This is a genomic window from Thermoproteota archaeon, from assembly GCA_030130125.1.
GTDB lineage: Archaea > Korarchaeota > Korarchaeia > Korarchaeales > Korarchaeaceae > Korarchaeum.
The window spans coordinates 23886-49791 of record JARZZM010000004.1 but is presented as its reverse complement, the minus strand read 5'-3'; the positions used below and the strand labels follow the sequence as shown (position 1 = coordinate 49791).

30 protein-coding genes and 7 tRNA genes are annotated in these 25906 nt (G+C 52.6%); 12 read left to right on the top strand and 25 right to left on the bottom strand.

The genetic code is table 11. The annotated features are described in order from the left end of the window. Positions 1-138: 138 nt before the first annotated feature. A complete protein-coding gene (locus tag QI197_01220) occupies positions 139-588 on the top strand; it encodes a UPF0179 family protein (protein ID MDK2371988.1) in 450 nt (149 codons plus the stop codon). Here the strand turns inward: QI197_01220 and QI197_01215 are convergent, their stop codons facing one another. Then, positions 589-1296, bottom strand: coding sequence for a peptidylprolyl isomerase (locus QI197_01215; protein ID MDK2371987.1), 708 nt, complete (start codon positions 1294-1296; stop codon positions 589-591). Between the two features lie 47 nt (positions 1297-1343). Then, the gene (locus QI197_01210; GenBank protein ID MDK2371986.1) at positions 1344-4172 is read right to left on the bottom strand and encodes an intein-containing RctB family protein; all 2829 of its coding nucleotides are present in this window, start codon (positions 4170-4172) and stop codon (positions 1344-1346) included. A gap of 82 nt (positions 4173-4254) precedes the next feature. Here QI197_01210 and rsmA point away from each other — a divergent pair, with 82 nt between their 5' ends. Further along, on the top strand, positions 4255-5007 hold the full coding sequence (gene rsmA / locus QI197_01205) for a 16S rRNA (adenine(1518)-N(6)/adenine(1519)-N(6))-dimethyltransferase RsmA (GenBank protein ID MDK2371985.1): 753 nt from the start codon (positions 4255-4257) through the stop codon (positions 5005-5007). Then, positions 4980-5606 (top strand): methyltransferase, encoded by a 627-nt coding sequence (locus QI197_01200; GenBank protein ID MDK2371984.1) that lies wholly within the window; start codon positions 4980-4982, stop codon positions 5604-5606. Before rsmA ends, QI197_01200 begins: the two co-directional genes overlap by 28 nt. On the opposite strand, the gene QI197_01195 is transcribed toward QI197_01200, so the two are convergent. From QI197_01195 to prf1, 10 genes are all read right to left on the bottom strand, one after another. After that, positions 5578-5772, bottom strand: a complete 195-nt coding sequence (locus QI197_01195) for a hypothetical protein (protein MDK2371983.1) — start codon at positions 5770-5772, stop codon at positions 5578-5580. The genes QI197_01200 and QI197_01195 overlap by 29 nt on opposite strands. Before the next feature lie 18 nt (positions 5773-5790). Then, a tRNA-Arg gene (locus QI197_01190) sits at positions 5791-5868 on the bottom strand. A 50-nt stretch (positions 5869-5918) separates the two neighbouring features. Next, the gene (locus tag QI197_01185; protein ID MDK2371982.1) at positions 5919-6083 is read right to left on the bottom strand and encodes a 30S ribosomal protein S27ae; all 165 of its coding nucleotides are present in this window, start codon (positions 6081-6083) and stop codon (positions 5919-5921) included. Then, positions 6080-6376: a 30S ribosomal protein S24e gene (locus QI197_01180; protein ID MDK2371981.1), complete on the bottom strand. Its 297-nt coding sequence runs from the start codon at positions 6374-6376 to the stop codon at positions 6080-6082. The genes QI197_01185 and QI197_01180 overlap by 4 nt, the downstream gene beginning before the upstream one ends. Positions 6377-6423: 47 nt before the next feature. Then, on the bottom strand, positions 6424-6612 hold the full coding sequence (gene spt4, locus QI197_01175) for a transcription elongation factor subunit Spt4 (protein ID MDK2371980.1): 189 nt from the start codon (positions 6610-6612) through the stop codon (positions 6424-6426). A gap of 8 nt (positions 6613-6620) precedes the next feature. Continuing rightward, positions 6621-7193, bottom strand: a complete 573-nt coding sequence (locus QI197_01170) for a DNA-directed RNA polymerase (GenBank protein MDK2371979.1) — start codon at positions 7191-7193, stop codon at positions 6621-6623. 38 nt (positions 7194-7231) lie between these two features. Then, positions 7232-7630: a hypothetical protein gene (locus QI197_01165; protein MDK2371978.1), complete on the bottom strand. Its 399-nt coding sequence runs from the start codon at positions 7628-7630 to the stop codon at positions 7232-7234. 14 nt (positions 7631-7644) lie between these two features. Next, positions 7645-7719 (bottom strand) — tRNA-Ile (locus QI197_01160). 2 nt (positions 7720-7721) lie between these two features. After that, positions 7722-7795 (bottom strand) — tRNA-Ala (locus QI197_01155). Between the two features lie 47 nt (positions 7796-7842). Further along, positions 7843-9084, bottom strand: a complete 1242-nt coding sequence (prf1, locus tag QI197_01150; GenBank protein ID MDK2371977.1) for a peptide chain release factor aRF-1 — start codon at positions 9082-9084, stop codon at positions 7843-7845. Positions 9085-9110: 26 nt separating this feature from the next. Between prf1 and QI197_01145 the strand changes: the two genes are divergently transcribed. Next, positions 9111-10376 (top strand): putative sugar nucleotidyl transferase, encoded by a 1266-nt coding sequence (locus QI197_01145; GenBank protein MDK2371976.1) that lies wholly within the window; start codon positions 9111-9113, stop codon positions 10374-10376. Here QI197_01145 and QI197_01140 read toward each other — a convergent pair. Next, positions 10377-10448: transfer RNA gene (locus QI197_01140), tRNA-Cys, on the bottom strand. It abuts the gene before it with no gap. An 81-nt stretch (positions 10449-10529) separates the two neighbouring features. Between QI197_01140 and QI197_01135 the strand changes: the two genes are divergently transcribed. Further along, positions 10530-10607: transfer RNA gene (locus tag QI197_01135), tRNA-Arg, on the top strand. Between the two features lie 3 nt (positions 10608-10610). Next, positions 10611-10687 (top strand) — tRNA-Gly (locus QI197_01130). A gap of 134 nt (positions 10688-10821) precedes the next feature. On the opposite strand, the gene QI197_01125 is transcribed toward QI197_01130, so the two are convergent. The 6 genes from QI197_01125 to QI197_01100 all read right to left on the bottom strand — a co-directional run bounded on the left by QI197_01125 (position 10822) and on the right by QI197_01100 (position 15130). Then, positions 10822-10911 (bottom strand) — tRNA-Leu (locus tag QI197_01125). 51 nt (positions 10912-10962) lie between these two features. Further along, entirely contained in the window at positions 10963-11949 is a 987-nt protein-coding gene (locus QI197_01120; protein MDK2371975.1) for a VWA domain-containing protein, read from the bottom strand. An 8-nt stretch (positions 11950-11957) separates the two neighbouring features. After that, positions 11958-12836 (bottom strand): MoxR family ATPase, encoded by an 879-nt coding sequence (locus tag QI197_01115; GenBank protein ID MDK2371974.1) that lies wholly within the window; start codon positions 12834-12836, stop codon positions 11958-11960. A 113-nt stretch (positions 12837-12949) separates the two neighbouring features. Further along, a complete protein-coding gene (locus QI197_01110) occupies positions 12950-13525 on the bottom strand; it encodes a cytidylate kinase family protein (GenBank protein MDK2371973.1) in 576 nt (191 codons plus the stop codon). 10 nt (positions 13526-13535) lie between these two features. Beyond that, positions 13536-14513, bottom strand: a complete 978-nt coding sequence (gene kae1, locus QI197_01105) for a KEOPS complex N(6)-L-threonylcarbamoyladenine synthase Kae1 (GenBank protein MDK2371972.1) — start codon at positions 14511-14513, stop codon at positions 13536-13538. Next, positions 14510-15130, bottom strand: a complete 621-nt coding sequence (locus QI197_01100; protein ID MDK2371971.1) for an L-threonylcarbamoyladenylate synthase — start codon at positions 15128-15130, stop codon at positions 14510-14512. Before QI197_01100 ends, kae1 begins: the two co-directional genes overlap by 4 nt. Before the next feature lie 58 nt (positions 15131-15188). On the opposite strand from QI197_01100, the gene map reads away from it, so the two are divergent. Both map and hjc read left to right on the top strand, forming a co-directional pair. Further along, on the top strand, positions 15189-16103 hold the full coding sequence (gene map / locus QI197_01095) for a type II methionyl aminopeptidase (GenBank protein MDK2371970.1): 915 nt from the start codon (positions 15189-15191) through the stop codon (positions 16101-16103). Continuing rightward, positions 16100-16507, top strand: a complete 408-nt coding sequence (gene hjc, locus QI197_01090) for a Holliday junction resolvase Hjc (protein MDK2371969.1) — start codon at positions 16100-16102, stop codon at positions 16505-16507. The genes map and hjc overlap by 4 nt, the downstream gene beginning before the upstream one ends. Here hjc and endA read toward each other — a convergent pair. Both endA and QI197_01080 read right to left on the bottom strand, forming a co-directional pair. Further along, positions 16497-17573 carry a tRNA-intron lyase gene (endA, locus tag QI197_01085; protein MDK2371968.1) on the bottom strand — a complete coding sequence of 359 codons (1077 nt, stop codon included), beginning with the start codon at positions 17571-17573 and terminating at the stop codon, positions 16497-16499. The two genes, hjc and endA, sit on opposite strands and share 11 nt — an antisense overlap. Positions 17574-17584: 11 nt before the next feature. After that, positions 17585-18520, bottom strand: coding sequence for a Gfo/Idh/MocA family oxidoreductase (locus QI197_01080; protein MDK2371967.1), 936 nt, complete (start codon positions 18518-18520; stop codon positions 17585-17587). Positions 18521-18575: 55 nt separating this feature from the next. On the opposite strand from QI197_01080, the gene QI197_01075 reads away from it, so the two are divergent. Continuing rightward, positions 18576-19427, top strand: coding sequence for a geranylgeranylglycerol-phosphate geranylgeranyltransferase (locus tag QI197_01075; protein MDK2371966.1), 852 nt, complete (start codon positions 18576-18578; stop codon positions 19425-19427). Here QI197_01075 and QI197_01070 read toward each other — a convergent pair. Genes QI197_01070 through rqcH form a run of 4 tightly spaced genes read right to left on the bottom strand, consistent with a single transcriptional unit; the run spans position 19417 to position 23428 of the window. After that, the gene (locus tag QI197_01070; GenBank protein ID MDK2371965.1) at positions 19417-20205 is read right to left on the bottom strand and encodes a CBS domain-containing protein; all 789 of its coding nucleotides are present in this window, start codon (positions 20203-20205) and stop codon (positions 19417-19419) included. The genes QI197_01075 and QI197_01070 overlap by 11 nt on opposite strands. Continuing rightward, positions 20198-21013 (bottom strand): CBS domain-containing protein, encoded by an 816-nt coding sequence (locus QI197_01065; protein ID MDK2371964.1) that lies wholly within the window; start codon positions 21011-21013, stop codon positions 20198-20200. Before QI197_01065 ends, QI197_01070 begins: the two co-directional genes overlap by 8 nt. Positions 21014-21032: 19 nt before the next feature. After that, the gene (locus QI197_01060) at positions 21033-21521 is read right to left on the bottom strand and encodes a CBS domain-containing protein (GenBank protein ID MDK2371963.1); all 489 of its coding nucleotides are present in this window, start codon (positions 21519-21521) and stop codon (positions 21033-21035) included. A 5-nt stretch (positions 21522-21526) separates the two neighbouring features. After that, a complete protein-coding gene (gene rqcH, locus QI197_01055) occupies positions 21527-23428 on the bottom strand; it encodes a ribosome rescue protein RqcH (GenBank protein ID MDK2371962.1) in 1902 nt (633 codons plus the stop codon). A 54-nt stretch (positions 23429-23482) separates the two neighbouring features. Between rqcH and QI197_01050 the strand changes: the two genes are divergently transcribed. The 3 genes from QI197_01050 (at position 23483) to QI197_01040 (ending at position 25902) form a co-directional block, all read left to right on the top strand. Next, entirely contained in the window at positions 23483-24352 is an 870-nt protein-coding gene (locus QI197_01050) for a hypothetical protein (GenBank protein ID MDK2371961.1), read from the top strand. A gap of 4 nt (positions 24353-24356) precedes the next feature. Then, a complete protein-coding gene (locus tag QI197_01045) occupies positions 24357-24767 on the top strand; it encodes an archease (protein MDK2371960.1) in 411 nt (136 codons plus the stop codon). Between the two features lie 127 nt (positions 24768-24894). Beyond that, a complete protein-coding gene (locus QI197_01040; GenBank protein ID MDK2371959.1) occupies positions 24895-25902 on the top strand; it encodes a 50S ribosomal protein L3 in 1008 nt (335 codons plus the stop codon). The last annotated feature ends 4 nt before the right edge of the window (positions 25903-25906 follow it).

Sequence of the window (25906 nt, the reverse complement as noted above, 5' to 3'; positions counted from 1 at the left end):
CACAGGATTTCTAGCTTTTACATCACTCATGTACATATAATCACCTTAACAGATGCGATACTGGCGAAGTAGCTTCCCATCTGATGGGTCGGAATTGAATTAAAAGGATTCCGCTGAGAAGGCGTCAGTGAGGATAACATGCCCTATGAGGAGAGAAGGAGCTTAGTTCCAGCTGAATTAGCTTTTGAAGGGTTTAGGTTCATCTTTGAAGGAATTACGGATACTCGAAACAGTTGCAGACCAAAATCAGCCTGCGTAGAAGGGCTGGAGGAGGGAAGAGTATATGAAGCAGTAGAAAATAATTCAAAAAAGAGATTCGAATGTCCTTTGCACGGAAAGCTAGTCCTAGCAACATTAAGGAGGGCTAACATACTGATAGCGCTACCCTCTGGAGTGATAGAAGGAGCAACAATACACTATAGACCAATAGAATGTGAGCTAGTTACTTGTAAAAACTTCCAGTACTGTAGGCCGGATGGTCTGAAACCGGGGGATAAGATTAGGTTAGTAAGGGAGGCCGGGCCGTTCAAGCCATTGTGTGGCAAGACCTCCGGGTTTAAGATATATGAGGTTGAGGTAAAATATTGATTAGGATTGAGACGTACTTTCCTCTCTTCCTGGTATTTCGAACTCTTCTACAAATCTAACCTTTTTAATACTCTTAACATGCCTCATTATCAGCGATAAGGCACGTATCTTCCTAGAATAAGCATCTCTTAGCACATAAGCTTTAGAGGGTAGCTCCACCGTGACCACACTATCTCCAGAGGGCGAAGCCTTTATATCTTCAAACCCGACGTCAAAGGCATCAGCCACTATTACTCGGACTTTGTCAACATCCTCCTCAACCTTCCTGACGATTTCTCCCTCAATAACGAGCTCCTTCCCTGCAAGTGGGTGGTTAAAATCTATGGTGACTCTTCCACCAGTTACTGACTTCACAATCCCTCTCTGCCCATCGATATAGACAAACTCACCGATCTTTGGCTGTATTCCCTCTCTCTCAAGCCTTTTGACTGAAAATCCCTTAATTTTGCTTCTATCGTAATTGCCATACGCCTCCTCAGGTCCAAGCTCGACAGAGAAACTCTCTCCTTCATCTAGCTGTAATACCTTCTCTAGGACCTTAGGAAACAAGTTTGTCTCGCCAGGTATGACAAGGATAGGCAGGTATACTGAGTCCTCTAAATAGATACCACTCTCCTTAGCTACTTCTTCTCGTGTAGTTTGATATACTTCACCTGTATTGGCATCTTTTACCGTGAGATCTATTAGTACGAAGGGTCTATCTGTCAATCCAAACACCTATGAGCTATAAGAAAGCAGGTTAATAAAATTGACCATTATCCCTTGACCACACCCATTGGTCTAAGCCTCGCCACAAGTCTAGCTATACCTGCCCTATGAGTTACATTTACTACTTCGTCTACATCCTTATATGCCCCTGGTGCTTCTTCGGCAGCAACCGCATATGAAGCCGGCTTCACTATAATCCCCCTCTCCGCAAGCATTTGGACTATCTGGGTACCTCTATATATCCTCTTAGCCCTAGATCTACTCATAACCCTGCCAGCGCCATGCGCTGTAGTTCCAAAGGATTCGCTCATAGCCCGATGAGTACCAATCATTAGGTAAGATGCCGTTCCTTGGGATCCAGGTATCAGCACTGGCTGGCCAATGCTTTTATAATCACTAGGAATGTCTGGATGGTCTGGTGGGAATGACCTAGTGGCCCCCTTTCTGTGGATGAATACCTTCACTCTCTTACCATCTATCTCATGCTCCTCAAGTTTAGCTATATTATGTGCTACATCATAGATAAGCCACATACCCATATCCTCCGCGCTTCTCCCGAATACCCTTTCGAACGACTCTCTTACCCAATGTGTTATCATCTGTCTATTGGCCCAAGCATAATTCGCGGCACCTTTCATAGCTTTAAAGTATTTCTGGGCGGTCTCTGAGCTAGTATAGGCACAGATAAGCTGCTTATCTGGTAACCTGAAATCTAAAGATCCTACTCTTGATAACATTAGCCTTAGGTAATCATCTGCTACTTGATGACCAAGGCCTCTGCTACCTGTATGTATCAGGGCCGTCACTTGACCCTCGTGCAGTATCCCCATAACCTTGGCTGTCTCGGGATCGTAGATCTTATCAACTATTTGGACCTCTAGGAAATGATTCCCGCTACCTAAGGTCCCGAGCTGAGGTGCACCTCTCTCCTTTGCTCTCCTACTGATCACAGATGGATCAGCTCCCTCCATCATTCCACCTTCCTCAGCGTGCTCTAAGTCCTTCTCCCACCCGTAACCGTGTTCCACGGCCCACCTGGCTCCCATTAGGATAACCTCATCGAGCTGCTGTGGCGTCAACCTCAACTTGCCTCTGCTGCCTAATCCCGAAGGGACATTGGCGAATAGAGTGTCGACCAGATGCCTCAGCTTGGGTCTGACCTCGTTCTCGCTCAGATCGGTCCTTATCAGCCTGACCCCGCAGTTATGGACGATCATCCCGTTGGCCACGAAGTTATGGGCCCTGTGCTCGACGCCGACATCGTAGAACTCCCTGTAGGAGGGCCTCACCCTCTCGACTCTCTCGACCCTCTCGATGATCATGCCCCCCCTCAGCCCGTAGGCATCGACGAACTCCTCGAAGGTCGGGAACCCCTTCGGAGGCCTAGCGTCCCCCACTGGTTGGTAAAGCGAGCGCTCGACGAACCTCCTGTTCACCACATCCTTCACGGATTCGTAGGCCTCCTTCAGACTTCCCGTCCTCCTGTGGACCTCCTTGGCCCTCTCTGCTGCCTCACGCCTGATCTCCTTCACTCTCTCCTTCCTGACGAGGTATGCATAGGCCCAGAGACCCCTCTCCTTCTTCCTCGGATCGTACTCGTAGCCCACTCTTCCTAGGAAGTTCCTTATGTTCTCGTCCCCCTCTATCGCGAGCCTGTATGAGACACTTCCCTCCACGGTCTCTACCCGGTATATGAGGCTCGATACACCGAACTCCCTGAGCAGGCCCGCTATGTCCTTCAGATAGCTCAGGAGGCTGTCCTCAAGCCCTGACCTCTTGTGCTGGGTGAAGTGTATCGGGAGGGACGTGTACCTCTTGAAGATGGGTGCGCTACCGTCAGCCCCGAAGAGGCCTGCCAGAAAGTTCCTCTTCACCCAGAGAGGCGCCTTCCTTATCCACTCAGGGACCGAGAAGGGGACCTCCGATTTCCTACCCTTGGGCATCCCAAGCCTCTCCATCAGAAGGGCGAAGGACCTGCTGGCCACCCTGAGCTCCGAGTTATCGCCCCTCCTCACGTAAAGGCTCGCGCTCACTCCCAGCCTCTCCAGATCCCTCCGCACCTCCTCCAGCGTATCCTTCAGGCCGTAGAAGGAGATGTGAAGCCTCCCTGACATCTCCCCGAGGTGGCCGTCCCCCATCGCGAAGCCAAGCAGCCTCGCTATCGTACCGATCCTCGGGTCCTCCCAGCGCAGCGGGATCAGGCCCCTCTCCTTCAAATACCTCCTCACCTGAGGATCCTCGAAGGCGCTCTCATCGAGCAGCACCCCGCTCCTTTCCTCATACTCCACGCCCTCGAACGGGTACACGACGATGGAATCGCCGGCCCTCAGCTCCCCCATCTGCCTGTAACCCTCGGGGGTCAGGACGGGGTGATCTGCACTGCCTTCGAGGGAGCGGCCCGTCTCGGTGATCAGCCTGATCGCGAACTCATCGGCCTCCCTCACGGCCACAAAGAGCAGGTCCGAGTAATCGTTGTGGCCCTCCTCGGCATCGTAGACCCTGATGCCGTGGGGCCTCTTGGGGAGGTCCGAGAGCCTTATCCTGAAGCCATGCTCCGTTAGGATCTCCGAGTCCGGGGAGAGGCAGTTGATGTCAAAGCCGACTCCTCCAGGACTTATCACCCCCTCATAAGCGTCGAAGGCGGCCACTCCCCCTATGGGGAACCCGTATCCCTCATGTATGTCTGGCATAGCTATGGAGTACTTGTAAATGCCAGGGAGTGTTGCTACATTAGCCAACTGTTCCACAGCTCCCCTCTCTATCTGCTTCATCAGCTTTTCACTGGCGAAGACCAGCCCAGGAACCCTCATTCCGGGTTTAAACCCTTTTGGAAGTTCCCATCTCACCTCATCGATTTTCTTGAAGAGAGACTCCACACCCAAGCTTCTCACCCGTTAGCTAACCTAAGAAACCATATATAAGCTTGTTAACCTCATTCTCAAAGGACGGTGATCTCTCCTGAGGCTTAAAAAGAGCTTGGGCCAGCACATAATGATATCGAGGAAGTGGCTCAGTGTCATGGCGGATCTACTTTCAATAAGATCCACCGATTCCGTGATAGAGATGGGAGCTGGGACTGGAAATCTGAGCGAGGAGATCCTGAAGAGAAGTCCCAAGAGGCTTACACTTGTAGAGAAGGACCCCAGCATGATATGGCATCTCAAGTTGAGGTTCTCATCAGATCCCCGGGTGGAAATAGTGGAGAAGGACATCAGAGAGGTGCTACCCATCAGAGGCTACGAGAAGGTGGCTGCTAACCCACCTTACTACCTGTCCTCCACTATTCTGATAGGTCTCGCGAGGAGCGATTTCGAGAGGGCAGTAATGACCTTCCAGAGGGAATTCGCCGAGAGGATGGTCGCCTCCCCTGGGACCTCAGAATATGGAAGCCTGACGGTGATATCTTCCCTCCTTTTCAGCGTGAATATCGTGGCTATAGTGGGAAGGAGGGCCTTCAAACCCTCACCTAAGGTCGAATCGGCCATAGTGGTGATAGAACCCAAGGATGTTGAACCCGAGGTGAGGGAGGCAATCCTCAAGTATTCCAAGACGATATTCTCTAAAAGGAAGAGAACCCTTAGGAACGTCCTGAGACCCTTGGTGGGCGAAAAGGTGGAATCGGCTCCCCATGTGGATAGAAGACCGTACCATCTCTCTCCAGAGGAGGTATTGGAGGTGGTACTTTGGCTGAGAGAGCTAAGATCAGAGTGAGAGGTCTCGAGATCGAGACTGACAGGGAGGTCTATACGCCTGCCGAGGACTCACTACTCATGATTGACTCCGTAGACCTGTGGGGAGATCTTAAAGGAATTAAATGCTTGGATGTGGGAACGGGCACGGGCATAGTAGCAATATTCATGGCTAGGAAGGGGTGTGAGACCTTCGCGACGGACATAACCTCTGAGTCAGTGGAATTAGCACGTAGAAATGCCGAGCTAAATGGTGTAGACATCCATGTCACCCAGGGTGACCTGATGGATCATTTCAAGGATTCTTCCTTCGACATAATAACGTTCAACCCACCGTATCTCCCGGAACCCCCGAGCAACGTCAAGCTCTCCATATCTTGGGCCGGGGGTTCTATGGGCAGGGAACTCATAGATCGCTTCCTCTCCGATCTTCCTCGTGTTATTAAAGAGGATGGTAAGGCAGCAGTATTGCACGCGGACTACAACGAGCCGCGTCTGACTCTAGAATGGGGAAGAAAGAGGGGATTCAATTCCCGCATACTAGGCAGGAGGAAGCTAGCATTTCATGAGCTGATTGTTATCGAGCTCAGACCTAGAAGCCTGAGAGCTGAGCGTCCCTGACCTGCTTCACCATCTTGTAATGCTTCCTGCATAGGGGGATCTTCTTCCCGGTGTTCTCCTTCACCTTCAGCTTCAACTCTTGGATGAAGGGGAGGAACGATCTATCTACCTCCTTCGAGGCTGGTTCGTTACAACCTTCTATCACACACACCTTTTCATCCCTCAAACCGAAGCACCTCCCTCATGGCGGGCCCGGGGGGACTCGAACCCCCGACCTCCGGCTCCGGAGGCCGGCGCTCTATCCATGCTGAGCTACGGGCCCGGAGATTAGTACCCCGAATCCGATATAAAATCGCTGCAGGAGCGGAGGGATCAGCCCTTCTTCTTGAACTCAGTATAACCGCACTTACCGCAGGTGTATCTGTCCCTGTGCTCAGCCATGAAGGAGCCACATCTCGGGCACATCCTCTTCTTCCTGACCAGCTTGTTCCCCTCAATGGAGTAGTACTTCCACACTTGAACTGGCTTGTGCTTCATGAGGATACTCCCTCCCCCTCTCCCTCATTCCTCTTTATTATGTGGTCCGGCTCTATAAGTAGGGCAAAGCCCCTGCTGTTATAGGCCATTGCCACGACCTCGGCCTCCTCCTTCCCATACTCGGTGATAATCCTCCTGATAAAGAGGTTTCCGACGGGTTTCCCGAGCTCTTTGGCTAGGGCCTCTCTTATCTCTTTCCTAGATGGGGTGCCACCCTCGAACCGCACCCTAGCGATGACCTCTTCCCTCTGCAGCAGCGGGTTTTCCCTGCGCCTGACGATCTCCAACTCCATTTTCGCCTCCCTTCTTGCGTTCACCCCTCCAATATATAACCTCTACCTCACCACACCCTCAGGGCGTACATACCCACCTTCTCGTGACCGAGCATCTTGGCGAGCTGGGAGCGTAGAGGGTCTGTGATGGCGACTATGCCCTCCCAGTTGTAGGTTAAGTCATCAGATCCACATAAGGGACATTTGTTATCGGTAGTAAGGGCCTTACAATTCCTGCAGGCCTTCCATTTAGCCATAAGATCACCTATTCACGATTCTCCATCTCTTTTTCCTTCTCCTCTATCTTTCCGAGCTTCGGCTGTCTCATCGTTAAGGAGACCCTGACTATAGGCTCTCCTCTGAGGAGAGCCGCGGGACTGGGCTTACTCACCGTGGTTATCCTAGCTCTGACCCTATCCCCCTTCCTAAAGGTGATCTTCGCCTTCTTACTCTGCAAAACCCCCGCCCTATGTATGAAGACGTCATCGCCCAGCTGGGAGATGTGAACGAACCCGCTTATCGGACCTATAGAGACGAACATCCCGTAGTCCACGATGTTCTCCACCTCTCCCTCGACTATCTCGTCCTTGAGGGGGAGGTATGTCAATACCTTGAACTTCGCCCTGACGTATATGTTTGGACTGCCTATGATGGACTTACCGTGGCTCAATTCAGTGACCTTGAGCACATCCAGAACCAGACCCACATCCCTGAGGTAGCGTCCTATGTACTTTGAGCCGAACTGCTCCCTCAATATTGATCTAATATCCCCAGTTATATCGGCAGGCCTTATGAAACCCACATCGCTCATTTCCGTTATATAAAACAATTCTTCCATTCCCCCGCTGGCCCCGAGAGGTCTTACCACTCCAGAGATCAGCTTTCCTTACTTAACCTTAACGGATCATCGAGCACTAGTTTCTTCCCTGCCCTGAGGTATATCACAGGAATGCCCTCTCTCAGCAGCCTCTCCTTCAACTTAAGATCGAATGTGACCACAACAGCTCTCAACTCCTTAGCCAGCGCAATTAGATCTTCGTCAACCTCTCCGCGATATTTCTCATCCACAATGATGTCATGCCTCTCTAATACCTGCAGGGCAACGCTGGCAGAAACCCTCTTCCCTCCCCTGAGAAAACTCTCAAGTTCCTTGACCACGGATTTTGTGGTGACTAATTTTGCATTGGGATAGAACTTCCTCAGGTCGCTCAGGCTCAGAAATCTGAGCTCTGTCAAGGCCATCAAGAAGGAGGTGTCCAAGACGATGTACCTCAAATCGATCACCCTAGTGGGCCCGGGGGGACTCGAACCCCCGACCTCCCGGTTATCAGCCGGGCGCTCTGACCAGCCTGAGCCACGGGCCCAGTGGACCGGGGGGGACTCGAACCCCCGACCTCCGCCTTGCGAAGGCGGCGCGCTACCAACCTGCGCCACCGGCCCAATGACCAACTACCCACTCCCCTAAATAAAATTTTACAGTCAGAGGATCAGTATTCCCTCAATTCATATCGGAGAACAGCTGCCACGCCGCCCAGAGCTTTGAGCTGCATACCCCATTCAGTACCCGAGGAGATCACGTAGATCTCAGCACCGCTCTGCTTTCCCATCTCTCCCAAGTGCTCTATTATGTCCAACTCCTCCACCTCGTATACCGTTCCCCCGCAATTCGGGCACTGCCAGCCGGATAGAGAAGCCTCCCTGTCCTTCCTGATTATCCTCTGCTCCTCGTAGCCGCACTGCGAGCACCTAATTTTCACTTTCTTCACGGGTATGTCCTCCAGCACTAGCACCTTCTCGGCAGCTCCGGCTTCCAGCGCTCTCTCGACCTCGCTTATCCCGTAAGCCACCTTGCCTGGCCCTTTGGCTAGGAGTCGAAAAACCTCCTCCACCAAGGCCTTCTCCTTGTAGAGGGAGGACTCTTTCAGGAGATCCTCCGCCTTCATCACCAACTCCCTGACCCCTTGCTCCTCTGTGTAGGACAGAGGTATATTCGCGATTATCTTCTTCTGCAATCTGTAATCCAAGAAGTTACCCTCCTCGAACTTCTCTCTAGCATCCCCTGGTCCTCCAATTATTATCCCCTCTAGCTCATCCTCTAATGGTAGGAGAGCCTCATTCGCCCTCTTCCCCAGCCTCTTGAAGAAGTCGTGCACCCTCTCCTCTCTTATCCTCTCGAACCTCCTCTGGGACTGTCCTCCAGCGCTGTGCTTTGGAGGTATGTCCGAGGTGACCCAGTCCACTATCTTGTAGTTGGGGCCCCTGAGCACGGCTATGACGCCGCCTCCCCTGTCCATAACTATGAGGCCGTAGGCCCTCTTCTCCTTAGCCATCTCCTCTAAGGGTTCTACGTAGAACTCGTGGTCACATACGTACTGGAAGGATCTGACAGGTTCTGGTGGTTCTATCACGTAGATCTCGATCTTCTCAGTCCCTCTATCTTTACCCTGAGGTATCGCACCACAGAAGACGACCAGTCCGTGCTCAGGTACCCTCCGGTACAGCTTGAGCCTCTGTATTATGCTCTCTATGGCGCTCTGGACATTTTTCCTAGTTAGCTTGTCCTTGATATTGCTCGCTTGATCGTACTCATCCCTCAAGTACTTTATAACGTCATAAACGTTTCTCCCGGGTGGGATATATAGGGATATAAGCTCAGTACCTCTACCCCTCTTACCCTTAAGCTCTTTTATCAGCTTCTTGAACTCATAGCGCTCGTAGGTTAGGGACAAAGTTTTTCACCCTTACGAGAGGTGGAATGGCATCCGACTTAAAAAACTCCATCAGGTGTAGCATGGTGCCTATGATCCAAGTGGTGCTGTTCGAGGACTCGCGGGTTAGTGACATCTCCCCCCTGACCGACCTCACACTGATGCAGGAGATCGTAGTTGGTGGGGTTAAGCAGTTCGAGAGGATGGATAAATGGCTGGGTACTCGAACGAGATGGCTCGTGAGGGATGGATACGAGGAGAAGATCCCTAAGGATAGAAAACCCGATTTCGGAGATCCTGCTCTACTGCTGAATTCTCGTCTGATATCGCCTGAGGTCCTGTCCAAAGTCAGGGGGTTGGAACTTGGTGAGGCGTTGGTGAGTAAGGGGCAGGTGGTCGCCGCTAGAGTCAGCTCCCTAGATTACGATGACAGTCTCATGATCTTCAGAGGGGACGCGGGGACATTCAAGGCGAGGCCGTGCGATGCCCACCTTCTCACCTCGCCTTGGGACGTCTCCCCGACATCGTTAATCACTCACCTATCCAAGGACCTGATGGATTTCTTCAAACCACCCACTAGCAGGAAGTTCGGAGAAATCAAGGTGCTGGGGAACTATCCTGTTGATCTGCCTGAGGAACTACAAATTCTTGGGCCTGTAACGATAGATGCCAGGGAGGGACCTGTAGTCATTGGTGAGGGTGTTCAGATTGAGCCTTACGCTTATCTCAAAGGGCCACTCTACGTAGGCCCGCATACTGTCATAGTCACCGGCTCTAGGGTTGCTGGGAGCTACATAGGGGTGCAAGGGAGGATAGGAGGGGAGGTGACCACTAGCATAGTTTCGGACTACTCGAACAAGTATCACTTGGGATTCTTGGGGCACAGCTACGTCGGCAGGTGGGTGAACATAGGAGCTGGATCCATAACCTCCAACTTGAAGAATACTTACGGCGAGATCAAGGTGGGGGGAGTTCCAACGGGCCTCAATAAAGTGGGTGCGTTCATAGGAGATCATGCCAAGCTCTCTATAGGGACATTGACGTATGCAGGAGTCAGGATCGGTCCTGCATCGCATCTACACGGTCTAGTGCATGAGGACGTACCTCCGTTCACCATTTACGCTAGGAGCCTCGGATGGGGTCTCTACGAACTGGATCCAGAGTCGGCCATCAGGACCTACAGGAGAATGGCTCCACGCAGGGGCGTGGACCCTGACCCGGTCGAGGAGCAGCTCCTCAGGAAGCTCTTCTACGAAACAGAACACCTTAGAAGGAGCAAGGGAGTGAAGAAGGGAAGACTTGTAGTGAGGTAGAGCCGGGTGGGGGATTCGAACCCCCGTCTACGGGTCTGCAGCCCGCTGCCTGAACCGCTCGGCCAACCCGGCCCATCATTGTATGGGGAGACCACCGTAATAAGTTTTGTTCCGAGTCAAAGTTATAAATGGGTTGACCCAAACTACTGAGTGGGGCCCGTAGCTCAGCAAGGATAGAGCGGCGGCCTCCTAAGCCGCAGGTCGGGGGTTCGAGTCCCCCCGGGCCCGCCATGTGCGGCCGTAGTCTAGCCTGGATAGGATGCCGGCCCCCCAAGCCGGCGACCCGGGTTCAAATCCCGGCGGCCGCACCATTTTGGACTGCTTATAGGATATGTGCGGGATTCCAGCTCGAAACGCTCAGCTAAGTGGATCAATTAAGCTTAGAATTCGATGGCATCTCAGCGGACTAGCCGCCAGAGTGACATCTATGATGAATTAGCTTGACTGGTGCGGGGGGTGGGATTCGAACCCACGCGGGCCTGCTGCCCACCAGCTCCTAAGGCTGGCGCCTTGGACCTATCTCGGCCACCCCCGCCCGCTCTCTATCTGAGTGTTAAGGGTATTTAACTATATTCCCGCTCGAGAACTAACTGAGTATACTTCTCATGAGTCTGGGTATCTCTTGCGGGTCCCTCAATTCATGGAACTTGCCATTACCCAGTCTAGCTAGGTCTCTGCAGAACTTGGCCCCTCTGCTGGAAGATCTCCTCCCTACGTAAACTACATGCAATCCCCTGATATGGGATACCACCTTTCTCGGATCCTCCCCCACGTTGTACTCCCCATCGGTCAGCAATATGAACCTCGGATTCACCAGACTCTTGGACTCCTCTAGAGCCTTGATTAAGCCGTCAGCTATATTGGTGTAGCCTAGGGGCACCAAGTCCAGTATATCCTCCACGACCTCGATGGACCCCTTGCTCTCATTCACATGCTTGATCGGAAAGGCCTCACTGTTGAATCCGATAACGGAATACTTACCTCTTCTGATCTTGTGAGATATCAGCGCGGCCATGGTGGCGGCGCTCAGTATCTTCCTGCCGGACATGGAACCACTGGAATCTATTATGACGACAGCAGAGCACTCACTTCTCCTCTTATCTAAACCCACGATGTCGCTGTAATCCAACTCATCGATCTTCTTTCCCCTCTCAATTAGCTCTTCGATGGTCCTCTCAACATCGAAATCCATTCCTACCTCGTAAGATGCCTCTGATCTCCTGTCCTCCTCCAAATTACCCCTCCCCCCCTTCACAACTAAGTTCACCACGGCCTTTGCTACCAGCCGTCTGAACATCCTCCTAGCCCTCTCGTTGAGCCTCCATCTGACCTGCCTGTACAGCCTGACGGCGGCCTCAGGATCTCTCTCTAGGGAAGAGACCATCTTTGGGGTGAAGTTGCCCTTGGATATGGCCTTAGCCACCACTATCTGGCTGTAGTTGGATATCCTTAACAATCCTTGGAGATCTCCCTCCATTAGGTAGTACTCCGCAGCTTTCCTCAGCACCTCGTAATCGCTTGCTAGAGGTTCTCTAAGGCCTGGTATGTTTCTTACTTGGGGATAATCCGTCATCGGAGCCTTTAACGGCTCCTCAATTCGAGAAAACCCTCCCCCCCTCCAAGTACTGATCTAACGATGTCCCTTATCAGGGACTCCTTGCTGACAGCTGTGTCCCTGAGCTCTATCCTCTGAGGTAGGACCATGAGGGCGGCATTGTACCAGCGCTCCCCGTCGCCCCTCAGCATCAGCGCTATCTTCGCCAAGTCTATGGACGATCTTATTGACCCACCTCTCAGGATGCTCGGATGCTCTCTGGTGCTCCTCACGATATCCACGCTGATCTCGGCGGTTTCATCATCGATATCTTGCACATGCCTCCTGACTATCTCCACCTCCTCTTCCCTTCTAGGATATCCCAGCTTAACGAGAACGAACCTGTCCTTCAAGGCCTCAGACAACCTGAGCACGCCGACATCCTCCTCCGGATTCTGCGTGGCTATTATGAGGAACCCACTCTTCGCTTTCAGGGTCCCTAAGTGGGGTATGTGAATGAGACCCTCATCCATGACGGGGAGAAGCGCGTTCTGAGCCGATTCTGGGAGTCTGTTCAACTCGTTTATGAAGAGGACAGAGCCACTGGTTGCAGCCCTAGTAAGGGGCCCGGGAACGAAGGCCTCTTCGACATATCCCTTCTTCAACACCATAGGAGGATCCCAATATCCGATCAGCTTCGTCTCGTTAAGTCTCTCATCACCATCTACCCTCACGAAGTCCCTCGAGAGGTATTCCGCTATCGATCTGGCGAGGAGCGTCTTGCCGACACCAACCGGTCCCTCCAAAAGTATGTGTCTACCGCTTTTGACCGCAACCAGCATCTTGAGTAGCTCCTCTCGTCTTCCTACTATGCCGTACCGCTGACCTATCTCCTCTACCTCATCCAGCAGTCCCTTTACCAGCATCTCCCCTATCATGCATATCTGTCCAACGTCGAATATTAAGTTGAGCCGGAGCGCTGCCCTCCTTAGTAACAAAATAAACTATATTCTAATATAACTGGGGATATAATATCAAATTACTTCAACCAACTATCAATAAATTTGCTTACTATGGAGAGTACCTCGCTGGCATTTAACCTCGTGGTGTCTAATACGAGATGGAAGGGAGTGAGGTCCTTGCCGAGCTCAAAGCCGTAGATCCTCTTATATATGCGATAAGTCTCCTCCTCCTTCAATTTTATTCTCTTTACCGCCTCATCAAAGCTTATCCTATCCCTTCTAGCTACTCTGAGAGCCCTAACTTCCAGATCTGCTTTCAGGAAGATCTTGATACAGTCCTCGGAGTCCAAGAGGTAGGCCATGGTCCAAGAGTCTAGTACGTAGCCCCCTTCAGAGGCTAAGGACATGAGCCTCCTGTCCACTTCCATGTCCAGCTCCGGATTGGACATCCTCTCGGCCATCGCCCTGCTGGCTTCCTCCCTTTCCCACCAGCCCGGATCCTTCAAGCTCTCTTTACCCCCTATTATCTCCTTCAGTATATCTCCGCCGGATACCCTCTTCAATCCGTACCTCTCAACCAACCTCCTAGCTAGTGTGCTCTTGCCGCTCCCAGTGAGACCCGATAGGCACACATTGAACCTCTTCCTTCCCAATCGATCACCCTCAGATGTCGGTCAGTGGCCACTCTATCTCATCTATCCTCCACTGGGGTTTTATGGAAGACTCCTCAATGGGCTCCGGCCCCCTTATCCTATAAGAGAGTATCGCGGTCCAGGCTATCATGGCCCCGTTGTCCCTCACGAGCTCCACGGGGGGTACCTTGAGCTCAACACCCCTCTCGCGGCACATGACCTCCGCTTTCTCCTTTAATCTAGGGGAGGCAGCGACCCCTCCGACTAATAGGAGTTCGTCTTTACCGCTCAGGGCCAAGGCCCTCTCAGCCACCTCTATCGTCATGGAGAAGGCCACTTCCATGAAACTCCAGACGACATCCTCGACCCTCTCTCCCGACTTTATTCTCCTCAATGCCTCGGTGAGGAGGCCGCTGAACGACAGGTCCATCCCTTTCACGGTGTAGGGGAGCTCCACCCACTTACCCATCATCCTATCCAATTTCGGTCCGGCCGGAAAGGGCAGCCCTATCTCTCTGCCCAATTTGTCCTGAGCATTACCCAAGCCCACATCTAGGGTCTCTCCTAAGACCACATACCTCCTGCCGTTGTGGGTGATCACTTGGGTGTTGCCACCGGAAACGTAGAGCACGACGGGATCGTAACTCTTGGTGATCTTCCTGCCTATCTCCACGTGGGCCAAGGGGTGGTTGACACCCACTAAGGGCTTCCCATATTTCAGTGCCAGCGATCTGGAGATGAAGGCTCCTATTAACAGGGCCTGTCCTATTCCAGGTCCCCGAGAATAACCGATGATGGAGATATCAGAGAGGGTCAGACCAGCTTGATCCAAGGCATCCTTTATCACCTTCACCGCGGTGTTGAAATGATGTTCAGCTAACTCATGGGGCCTCATGCCTCCCTCCGGAGACTTGTAGGAGTCCCACACGTTGGCGAGTATCTCGCCCTCTGAGGTTATGATCCCCACCCCGAAGGTGTGGGCCGTCGACTCTATACCTAGTGAGATCACCTTACCCTCTCGTAAACCCTCAGTATTCTCTCGAATGGCACATCTCCCTCCCTCACTAGCACGGGTCTCTCACCCGTGAGGTCCACTACGGTGGATGGCCTGCTGGGTGGAAGAACGCCGCAGTCTAGGAGTAGATCAACCTCGATCTCCTCAGCTACCTCCCTAGGATCTCTCTTAGGGGGTGAGCCCGACCTGTTCGCGCTAGTGGCCGTTACGGCCCTCCCGAAGGATCTAATGAGGCCACGAGTCAGATCCAGATCCGGGATCCTCACGCCTATAGCCCTAGGATTCACAGAATCCGGGACCCTCTCGGTCTTGGGCAGTATGAAAGTCACCTTGCCCGGTAGGAAGTGCCTAATCAGCTCCCTGCTTACCTCGTTCAGCACGGCGTACCTCTCCAACATGTCAAAGTCGCTGACCGCTATAGTCAGAGGCTTGTCTCTCCTTCTACCCTTGACCTCGTACACCCTCAACACCGCCCTCTCATTCTCCGCATCTGCGCCCAGCCCATATACCGTGTCCGTGGGGTAGACCACTAGCCCTCCGGATCTCCATACACCCACCACTTCACTGACACAGGCGTCATCGCACCCTCTCTTAACGTCCAGCCACCTCACAAAGCGAATGGGATGAAACGATTTAATAATCCTCCCGTGAGAGTTCCAGCGATAGGGCATGGATGATGAGCAGCTTGAATCTTACTTGAAACTGGGTGAAGAGCACTCTTACATCCTAGAGCAGATGAGAAGAAAGATCGAACCCGGTGCAAGCGTTCTGGATCTTGTTGAAGAATCCGAGAGACTGGTCAGGGATAGAGGGTACTCACTGGCCTTCCCCACCAACCTCTCCATAAACGAGGTCGCAGCTCACTACACCCCCTTTCCAGGGGACGAACTGAGGATCCCGGAAACTGGCTTAATAAAGCTGGATATGGGCTCCCACTTGGAAGGGTGGATAGTAGATGCCGCTAGATCCGTCGCTCTCGAAGAGAAATACGAGGAGATGGTTCAAGTTGCCAGAGAGGCCCTCGATAACGCGATAGATAGGATGATCCCGGGGAACAAGATAAGGGAGGTCAGCGAGGCGATATACGACACGATAGTGTCAGCGGGATACAAGCCCATACTCAACCTCACTGGCCATATGGTGAGGCCATACGAACTCCACGCTGGCATCGAGGTTCCAAACGTCCCAACCGGGAGGAGCATGGGTTACAAGATCAAGGAGGGAGACATCTTCGCAATAGAGCCCTTCGTAACTCTCCTAGAGGCCAGAGGATATGTGGTTCCTTTGGGAGAGCCCCTAATATTCTCCTTAGGTAGGAAGAAGGGCAGAACCCGCGATGAGATTGAGAGGAGGATTCTCAAGATAGTGGAAAAGAATTACAAGAGGCTTCCCTTCTGTGAGAGATGGCTATTCAAGGAGATCGGCCACAGAGTTAATCATGCCCTGTCCAGACTGGTAGATAAGAGGATCCTCATACCCTACCCTCCCCTGATCGAGGTCTCGGGGATGATGGTCGCCCAATATGAGGACACGGTCCTCGTAACTGCAGATGGCCCCCTCAGGCTTACGGGGGAGAGGGGTTGAGGAGAAAGGCCAAGGGGACTAGAGCAGAGAGGGACCTCCTAGACAAGTTATGGAGGCAGGGAATAGCGGCAGTGAGGATAGCAGGAAGCGGATCCACCAGTCATCCATCTAGCGATGTGATCGCTGGCTACAAGGGAAGAATAGCTGTCATCGAAGTTAAGACCACATCTAAGGAGACCGTTTACATTCCCTCAGAGGAGGTGACCTCCATGAGGAGGCTGGCAGAGCTGCTTGGGGGGGAGTGCTGGTTCGCGGTGAAGTTCTCCTCAGATAGGGGTAAGTTCTACCTGCTGAAGATGGAGGATGCCAAGGAATTGAAATCGGGATCCATCGCTATAGATATAGGGACAGCGAGGTCCAAGGGGCTGTCCGTAGAGGATTTCGCCCAGGTGATCAAGGCTTGAACCAGGACATCTTGTAGCTGACCACATGCTCTCCAGAAACTAGTGATACGATGAGGTCCTTTCTCACTGAAGTTGCAACCCTCCCAGACCTTATCAGATCAACAGGACGCACCTTATCTCCTATCGATCCAGCTACGCATAGGTAAGGTGCATGTTCGAGACCAGGACCTCTCTCGTATACCAGGAAGTCGGCTCCGTACTTGGATCCAGCCTTGGGAACGTATCCCAAATCCCTCCAGTACCTGAACACCCTCTCCCTGATCCTAGACCCCTCTCTAACCTCCGAAAAGATCCTTCTCAACTTGTCTAGGTCCAAGATCCTCCCATCGTAGGTCTCGACCCTCAGTTTGCCCTTGGAGGAGAGGTATATAGCTTCTATCAGGGGTAGCTGCAGGGGCTCTTCGTACTGCTTGAACGGTTCGGGCTTATCCACACCAAGAGGATGACCCCAAAATCCCTTAGCGTATAGATCTCCGGACCTCTCGTCGAACACTACAACCCTATCTCCCACTAGGGTACCTATAAGCTCCGGCAACTCTTCGATATCGTATCCGGTTCTCTTATCGGGTAAGAAGTTTTGGGCCCTGTAGTAGGTGACATTCATCTCGTCATCCACGACAGCCAATATAAGACCCTTCCTCAGCTTGGCCACCTTCTCAACGGTGTCCAAGATGTACTTATGGGGTATGGGCTGGTCCTCGGAGAGAGGGAGGATCAGATCCTTAGCAGCAGCCTCTCCCACTCTAGCCCCCTTCGGATAGAGCCTGAGAAAGTCGGTTGATCTCTCGTACACGACGAGCCTTTCCCTTCTCCTGAGATCACTGAACACCACGTACTTCAAGAAGGCCCTAGGATCGCTCACAAAGAGTCTCATAAGATCCCGCAGCCCGACTTCACCGCTCTCGCCGAGAACCCTCAACCTCCCCCTCCAAACTAGGAATGCGGCCTCAAGCGGGTGGAGCTCTAGCTCACTACCGATGATCTCACCGTATCCTTGCTTATAGAGTCTGTCGACCTGCTCTGACACGTAGATCATCCCTTCCTTGAGCCTTCCCTCCACAGGCATTCCCGCATCCCTCAGGAAACCAATCTGTTCTCCAATCCCTCGAATAAGGAATTCAGCACATTCTTGGCTAAGTCGATCCCTATCTCGGGATCATCCCCCTTTCTCACATGTTCCACGAAGTACGCGAGTTCTCCCTGTAGGGGCTCCTTCCTCCTTATCCTAGGCTGCTCTACCCTGTCTGATGACTCTATCCTCACCATTTGATCAGGGTAGTTCACAATGAGACTGCCCTCGTCACCCATTATCAGGGCCTCCCTGATCCCCGATGGCGTGAGCCAATTCGTTTCAATGGTGGAAACTATCCCACTTGGGAATCTAGCGAGGAATATCGCGAGGTCCTCTCCTCCCTCACCGTCCAGCAGCTTAGCCGTGTAGGAGGACACACTTGAGGGTGCCTCTCCCACTATGTGGTGCTGCACATACATCTCATGTATAGCTAAGTCCAAGGAGACACCTATCTTCCAGCCAATACTTTTCTTAGGGAGTCTTCCTACTCTCCTGGACCATATGGACAACAGTTTGCCTATCTTCTCATCATCTAGAAGCGATTTGGCCATGGACACCGCCGGGTTGAAGAGCTCTATGAATCCAGGCATGAATACACTATCGGCTCTCTTAACGAGGGATTCCAAATTCGAGAGCTCTTCCCTACTGGTAACTACCGGTTTTTCGACGAGTACGGATGCCCCTGCCTCTAAAGCCTCCTCTGTGGCTCGAAAGAGGTACTGCGGAGTGACAGCTATGCTTACAGCATCCAAAGACTCCCTCCTGATCATCTCCTCTATCGATGTGTAATGGTTCACATGGTAAATCTCCGCCAACCTCTTGGCGTTTTCCTCAACGATATCCATGACGGCAACGAGCTGAGCCTCGCCTATGGTCCTGTACACTCTAGCGTGAGCGGATCCGAACCACCCGCACCCCACTACACCGACTCTGACGGGCAAATCCGATCCCGATAGGTATATTTCTTAGCCCATAAAAAGGGACCGGTGTAGGTCCATGGGGGGCGGCAACATCGGGGGCTACTTGAGGCTCTTCCGTCCCAAGAACGCCCTAATGTCCGTATTGGGAGTTCTTGTCGGCTGGGTAAACGTATCTGCCTCCCTTGGGCTCATTCCGAATCTGATCTTGGCTTGCGCTGTGCCGCCCTTCATCCTGATGGCCGGTAATGCGGTGAACGACTACTTTGACGCTCCCATAGACAGAGTGAATAAACCAGACAGACCCATACCATCTGGGGAGGTCTCCCCTAGGGAAGCGATGACTTCCTATATCGTCTTGTCCCTCATAGGGGTTGCCTTGAGCATTCCCTTAGGTGTGGAAGAATTCGTCATAGCTTCTCTTTTCGCCCTCTCTTGGTACCTCTACGCCCGATGGATCAAAGCGATGGGACTAGTGGGTAATATCCTAGTCAGCTTGGGGGTAGCATTTACTCTTATATTTGGAGCCTTGGCGGCTGACGGACTCAATGGAAAGGTGATCCTATTCTCCACGATAGCCTTCACATCCAACTTAGCTAGGGAGGTGGTGAAAACCGTGGAGGACTTAAAGGGAGATTCACTCTATGGTTTAAGGACGGTGGCGGTGGTGATGGGCCCCAAGAGGGCAGGCGCTTACGCCTCCCTGATGATCATTGTGGCCTCCGTCCTCACAATTTTACCTCCTCTAGCTGGCCTGACGGGCCCGGTATACTTTCTCCTCTCAGTGATTCTCTCTATTCCCCTATTACTCTACTCCGCTAAGGAATCGCTCAAAATAGATGAGATTAAGGCTAAGAGACTGAGCAGCACGCTGAAACTCTCCATGTTTCTCGGAATAATGGGGATGCTACTGGATCCCCTCATCCGATGAACCTGAGTAGGCTCCTCCTCTCTAGGACGCCGATCACCTTATCGTCTTCGTTGACCACGGGAAGGGCTGGTAGGCCCAATTCTAGGAAGAGGTCTCTGGCCTCATTCACTAGGACGAACCCTCTGAGCCTCCTCGGGGCCTCCACCATCACATCCTCCACCAAGATCTTCCTGACCACGTTGTCCATGCGTATGGGATCCACATTTTCCCTAACGTCTAGGAAAGCCCTTGCCAGATTCCTCTCCGTAACTATGCCTATGAGCTTGCCTCCCTCCACCACAGGGAGTATCCTAGCGCCCCTCTCAAGCATCACGTTCCTCGCATGGACTATCCTCTCATTGGGCATTATCCTCGGGTGATCTTCCTTCACTAAGGCCTCAATGTCGCCATCATAATCGAGGGACTTCACTAAGTCCGTCTCGGTAATTATACCTACTAACCTATCTCCTTCCACCACTGGGAGCGATCCGATCCCATTCTCGAGCATGATAGAAACTGCCTCCTTTATGGACATTCTGGGACCGATAGTAACTGGAGGCTCGGTCATCAGGGCGCTGACGTATATCCTCCTAGCCGGTATCCTCTCGAACCTAGACGAGCCCAAGCCCTCCATTACGTCCCTTATGCTGAGCACTCCGACGACCTTATATCCAGAGGTGACTACCAAGTGGTTCACATCGTTCCTCTCCATGAGGTCCAATGCGACCTCTACAGTTTCTCCCTTATCGACCGTGATGACCGAGGTCCTCATTATGCTAGAAACATCATTCTTAGGCATTTGCCACACCTCTCACTAGGGCCTTCTTATCGACCACACCCACCAGCTCGTTCCCATCGAAGACGGGGATTGCACTCACCCCCCACTCGATCATGTACCTAGCAGCCTTGGCTGCATCTTCCTCAGGATTGAGCCTTATCTCTATCTCCTTCATTATGTGCCTGGCGGTCTTCACCCGGACGTCCACGCTGATCCTTCCGGTCCTCGATGGGATGAGAACGTACTTCTTAGCGAGATTGGGCTCCCACAGGGCTATATCTCCCTCGGTTATCATGCCCAAGTAGTTGCCCTCCGATCCAACTATCAGGACCCTGCTGCCGTTGGCTATCAGCTTGGCCACCTTCTTTAGGTTGGTATTCGGGGGAATCACCTGATAGTTCTCATCCATAAGATCCTTTATCTTGTAGGAGCCCCTCATACTCTCGGCGAAGAACCTGGAGATATCTGTCTCCGTCAGTATGCCCACTAGGGAAGAGTCCTTCACCACTGGAAGGCCCCCTATGCCCTTCTCGCTCATAACCTTGGAGGCGGTCCTGACGAGCTCATCGGGCCCTATTGTTACGGGATTCCTCGTCATGAACCTGTCGATTAGGGAGTTCTCTGGATTCCTCCATCTCCAGGGCGCACCCCTCCTAGCTAGGGCCTTAGCGATATCCGTCGCGGTAATTATTCCAACTACGTTATTTCCCTCCACAACCACCAATCGCCTTATCTTCCTCTCTAACATGAGGTTCCGGGCCCTACCGAGGGTATCTCGGGGGGTCACGGTGACGACTCTATCGGTCATATAATCCTTTACCTTAGCCATCAAAATCGGGTACCCCCCTTTATACTAGGCTCCAACCCTTCTTAGACTTAGCTAGCCTCAACCTCTCGGACAAGATGAACCATATGTGAGGAGCTACCTTCAGGATGTCGCGGGAGGAGATTATCCCCACTACCTTCTTGTTGGAGTTCACCACTATCAGCCTTCTGACGTTGTGCTCCACCATGATCCTCGCGGCCTCATCGATATCTATGTTGTCCCTGACTATAACAGGCTCCCTGGTCATGATTTCCTCTACCTTAACCTCTTCAGGTCTCCTTCCGTCCTTCTTAGCTATGTACCGGGAGATCAGGTCCCTCTCCGTGACTATCCCCCTCAGGAGCCCTTTCTCCATCACGACCACGGAGCCTATGTTATGCTCGCTCATGAGCTGCGCTACCTTGAAGACAGTATCCTGAGGGGTCACGGTGATCAGGTTCCTGTTCATTATCTCGGATACCTTAAGCCTGAACTTGGGTTCATCACCTTTCTCGGGGAGCAGAGACCACATAACTATCACTCCACTATCGTAACTTTTCCGGGGGGCAACGCCCTCACTATATCATCCACACTCACTTCCACAGGCTCCGCCAAGGGTTCTGAGTCCCCACGTATTTTAATGTTTTCTTGCAGCCAGCTCTCCAGCACATTCTTTAACACTTTTGCGGCCTCTTCCTTGCCAGTGGATCCAGGTCTAAGACATACAGAGTAGAGGAGAGGAGCTCCCGGGGGTGCTGCAGTCAATTTGATTCCATCAGGGGTCTCCTGAAAGCCCACGCAGATCTCGAGCCTCACCCGCAAGTAGTTCCTCCTACCAGTTATGTAAAAACTCCCCTTCGGGAGATACAGTCCGGAGGGCGCGTGTTTCGAGACTTGGGACCCCTTGACATAGTAAACGTCCACCGAGGTCAGACCCTCTCTCCATGCTCTAGAAAACACCCCAGCTGCTGTGGCTGCTTGATTCACTGATGCCTCATCCGGCTCCTTCCCATCCAGCTTGAGCACCACCACTGAGCCCCCCGGCATGTCAACGTGGAAGAACAGATCGTTCTCGTCCAAGTACTTGGACACTATCTCGGCGTTGGTTTGGGCATCCCTCCCCCCTATCGCTAGGAAGCCCCCCGATGTATAGAACCACCTGAATCTCTCGTACCATCGGAGCTTCCGTCTCTTAGTTGGGACCTTTTTGGAAGCCCTCTCTTTGGCTTCACTCCTGAGCCTGTTAAGCTTCTCCTTCAAGGACGAAATGGCCGTATCGATCCTTTCATGCTTCTCCCTATACTTCTTCGCCCTGTTATAGTACTCGGAAGCGTTTTCAGTGGCCGATTTGAGCATGTCTAGCTCGATCTCCCGACCATCCAGATTCAACACGACCTTGCCGGACTTTCTGTCAACTGAAACTATGGGAGGAAGTGAAATCCCCCTCCTAGCCTTCTTCAGCGCCTCATCCACCTCGGTCAAGTGGAGATATATGAGATCGCCCATAGACCTGTACTCCTCCGCCTTTTCCGCATACTCATTCTTCAGCTCTTCCTGCCTTTGAATTTCAACCTCTAACGACCTTATCTTCTGGTCTTCCTCGTATTCAGGCCTTTCAGCGGTATAATAGAGCTGAATCGCTCTAGACAGACTAGATACGGATCTCCTCTCCATCTGGAGGTGCTGTAGCGGGAAGGCCGAGAAACTCACCACTTCATCGCCCTGAACGTAAACTAGGGGTTCCGTCTCCCTATTGAGGAACGAATGGATCAGATCAGCCAGCTCAGCGATAGGAGCCTCGGTCTCGGGTAGAGGCGACTTCAGATCCACACCCGTCAGGAGAGAGATCTCGTCCGTGTAAGGAGGACCCACCCCGAAGGATCCTATCAACACCTTCCATAGGGGTAGCTTCTCCTTCACACCCTTCCTTAGGAGCGCCAGTATGGCATCCCTATCTCTAGGATCCAGCTCAATCCCCGGACCAGCTGGTGGCCGGTATATCTCGCCGGGCTTGATAGATCTACCCCTAAACTCGACTCTCTTGAGGGGTAAAAGGATCTCATCTTCCTGAGCGAGTATGAGGTTCCCTCCGCCGAACAGCTCCACTACAAGCTGCATATCGCCGAAAGATAATCGAATGATTCTCTCGACTCCTATCTGAGATATCTCAGTGAACTTCCTACCCTCCAAGTGCTTCCTGAGAGCCATGATGAATGGAGGCGGGCTCCGAGGTTTTGGCCACTTAAGGTCTGTCAGAAAAATGAAGCCGCTCAGGTCGATCACGAGTTCCCTGCTCCCATCAACTTCCGGATAGAAGACGAGGGAAAAGACACCTTCATCCAGCATGTACGCTTTCTTAAGTATTTTACCCTCCAGAGAGATCAGCTCTCTGACCAGATGCCTGAGATCCAGACCAGTAACCTTTCTCTTCCGTCCCATACAGCCTTTCTCAGGCCAACTCCCTTTATATATTCAATTGGTTACTGGGGCATGATGAAGCCAAAGCACAAAGTCTACTACCTCAGGGTAGCCCTATCATCCCTAGTCGGGCTAGTGAGCGGTATCGCTGGACTCACTCCGATGGAGGGGCTGAGCCTCTTCTTGCTTGCTTACTTCCTCGTTACACCCCTATCCCTCAAACTCTGGGGGGGCGAACTGAAGGACCTTGGACTGATGAAACTATACAGGGAGGCCTTGGGATCATCGTTCCTGGCTCTCCTCCTGATCTGGACCCTAGTCATTAATCTGATGGGTCCGGGAGTCCACATCTACGTGGTGAGGGCATCTCAGGGTGGTATATATCCCATACAGACGATAGATGGTCGGATCGTTGGTCCCGGCGAGAGACCCCTAGCCGGATACAATGCCGTTTACCTGAAGCTCACGGACCACAACATAGAGGACATATACATCGGTTCTTACGCCAAAATGAGAGACCTAACGAAGGTCATACTAGGTCACACAGAGGTAACCCTGTCTAAAGGAGAGATACACATCTCCGGCGTCTACAACTTGTCGATCGGGTCAGACTATGAGAGGATGAGCAAGCTATTGGGGAACATAACGATATTCTTGAACGGGACCCTCGTCATAAATGGGACTATGAAGCTCAATCCCGGTGAGACCAAGGAGTTTACCTACAACTCCACCATGATGGAGGTGTACCACACCGCTCCCGGCGTCCTCGACGTAGAGATAGACTCAACGAGGGACAGGATTACCGAGTACCCCGTTTCAGTCTTCATAAGCTCAATAGAGGAGAAGGAAGGCTATATCTTCGTTTTCGATTCAGTTAAACCGTTTTGGAAGACCAGGACGGCTAGGGTAGATGACAGCTACGTTGTCGTCCTGCCCCCGGGGTGATATTGTGGGCAGGAAGCTGGTCGACGTCGAGGCTGATGTAGGGTTCGAGGTGTGGGCTAACGACCTGAACTCCCTCTTCGAGGAGGCAGCCCTCGCCATGTATGAGGTAATGGTGGATGTCGAGAGCGTTAATCCAGTTGTAAGGAAGGAGCTGGAATTGGAATCTGAAGATCTATCCCTGCTCCTCCATTCATGGCTGTCAGAGCTCCTGTTCATCACGGATGTGGAGGGGTTGGTGTTCTCGAAGTTTGAGGTCACGATCCAAGGTACCAAGCTCAGAGGCAAGGCGTGGGGCGAACCGGTGGATCCCGAGAGGCACAAGCCCAAGACCGAGGTGAAAGCGGTCACCTACTACAAACTCAAAGTGGAGAAAGAGGGAGACCTCTGGAGAGCCGTGGTTATTTTGGATCTCTGATATACAAGGACGGCATCGAATATGCCGCTGAAGTTCGCTGTCTCCACAGGAGAGGACCCCCCTGACATACCAAACTTTAATAAACCCCAAGCTTGTCTTGTGTTGGAAAGTTAACGGGGTGCTAGTGATGCCCAGAAGACACGGTTCGCTACAATTCGCTCCTCGGAAGAGGGCTAGAACTCAGAAGGCAGTCTTCAGATCCTACCCTGAACTGCCCCTTGAGGAGCCGACCCTAGTGGCCTTCCCAGGCTATAAGGTGGGTATGGTTCATGTCCTGATGAAGGAGGATAGGCCTGGTAAGCTCAACATAGGTCAGCCCGTGACCTTGGCCTCCACCGTGGTGGAGACCCCCCCAATAGAGGTGGTCGGCTTCAGGCCCTACGTGGGAACCTACTACGGGCTGAAGGCCGTGACCACAGCTCTCAAAATCGAGCAGAATGACCTGATCTCCAGAACTCTCACTATAGGCGATGGGGTTGACAACTGGGACGAGGCCCTCGCCAAGGTGGAGGCTAACAAGGATAGAATAGAGGAGGTCAGGATTCTAGCCTACACTAGGCCTGATCTGGCGGGAATACACAAGAAGAAGCCAGAATTCCTCGAAATCCCGATTAAGGGCGGGTCCATGGATAGGAGGCTTGAGTACGCCCAGTCCTTGGTGGGCTCTAAGGTCAAGGTGAACCAAGTCTTCAAGGTGGGTCAGCTGGTGGATGTCACCGCGGTCACCAAGGGGCACGGGTGGCAGGGAGTCGTCAGGAGGTTCGGAGTCGAGCTGCTCAGGCACAAGGCCGGCAAGGGCAGATGGAGGGTCGGGAGCTTGGGATCTAGGCATCCGCCCTACGTGACTTGGAGGGTCCCGAGGGCTGGCCAGACCGGTTACCACAAGAGGACGGAGTACAACAAGAGGATACTGATGATGGCCGATCTGTCCGAGGAGGGGGCCCTGAACGTAACGCCCAAAGGTGGATTCAAGAATTACGGGATCCTGAAGAGCCAGTATGTGATCCTCTCCGGATCGATACCCGGTCCAGCGAAGAGGTTCGTGTTCATGAGGCATCCGGTAAGGCCCAAGTACGAGGAACTTCCAGAGCCCGAGATAAGCTATGTGAGCTCCGTGGGCTGGTTGAAGAGGTGATTAC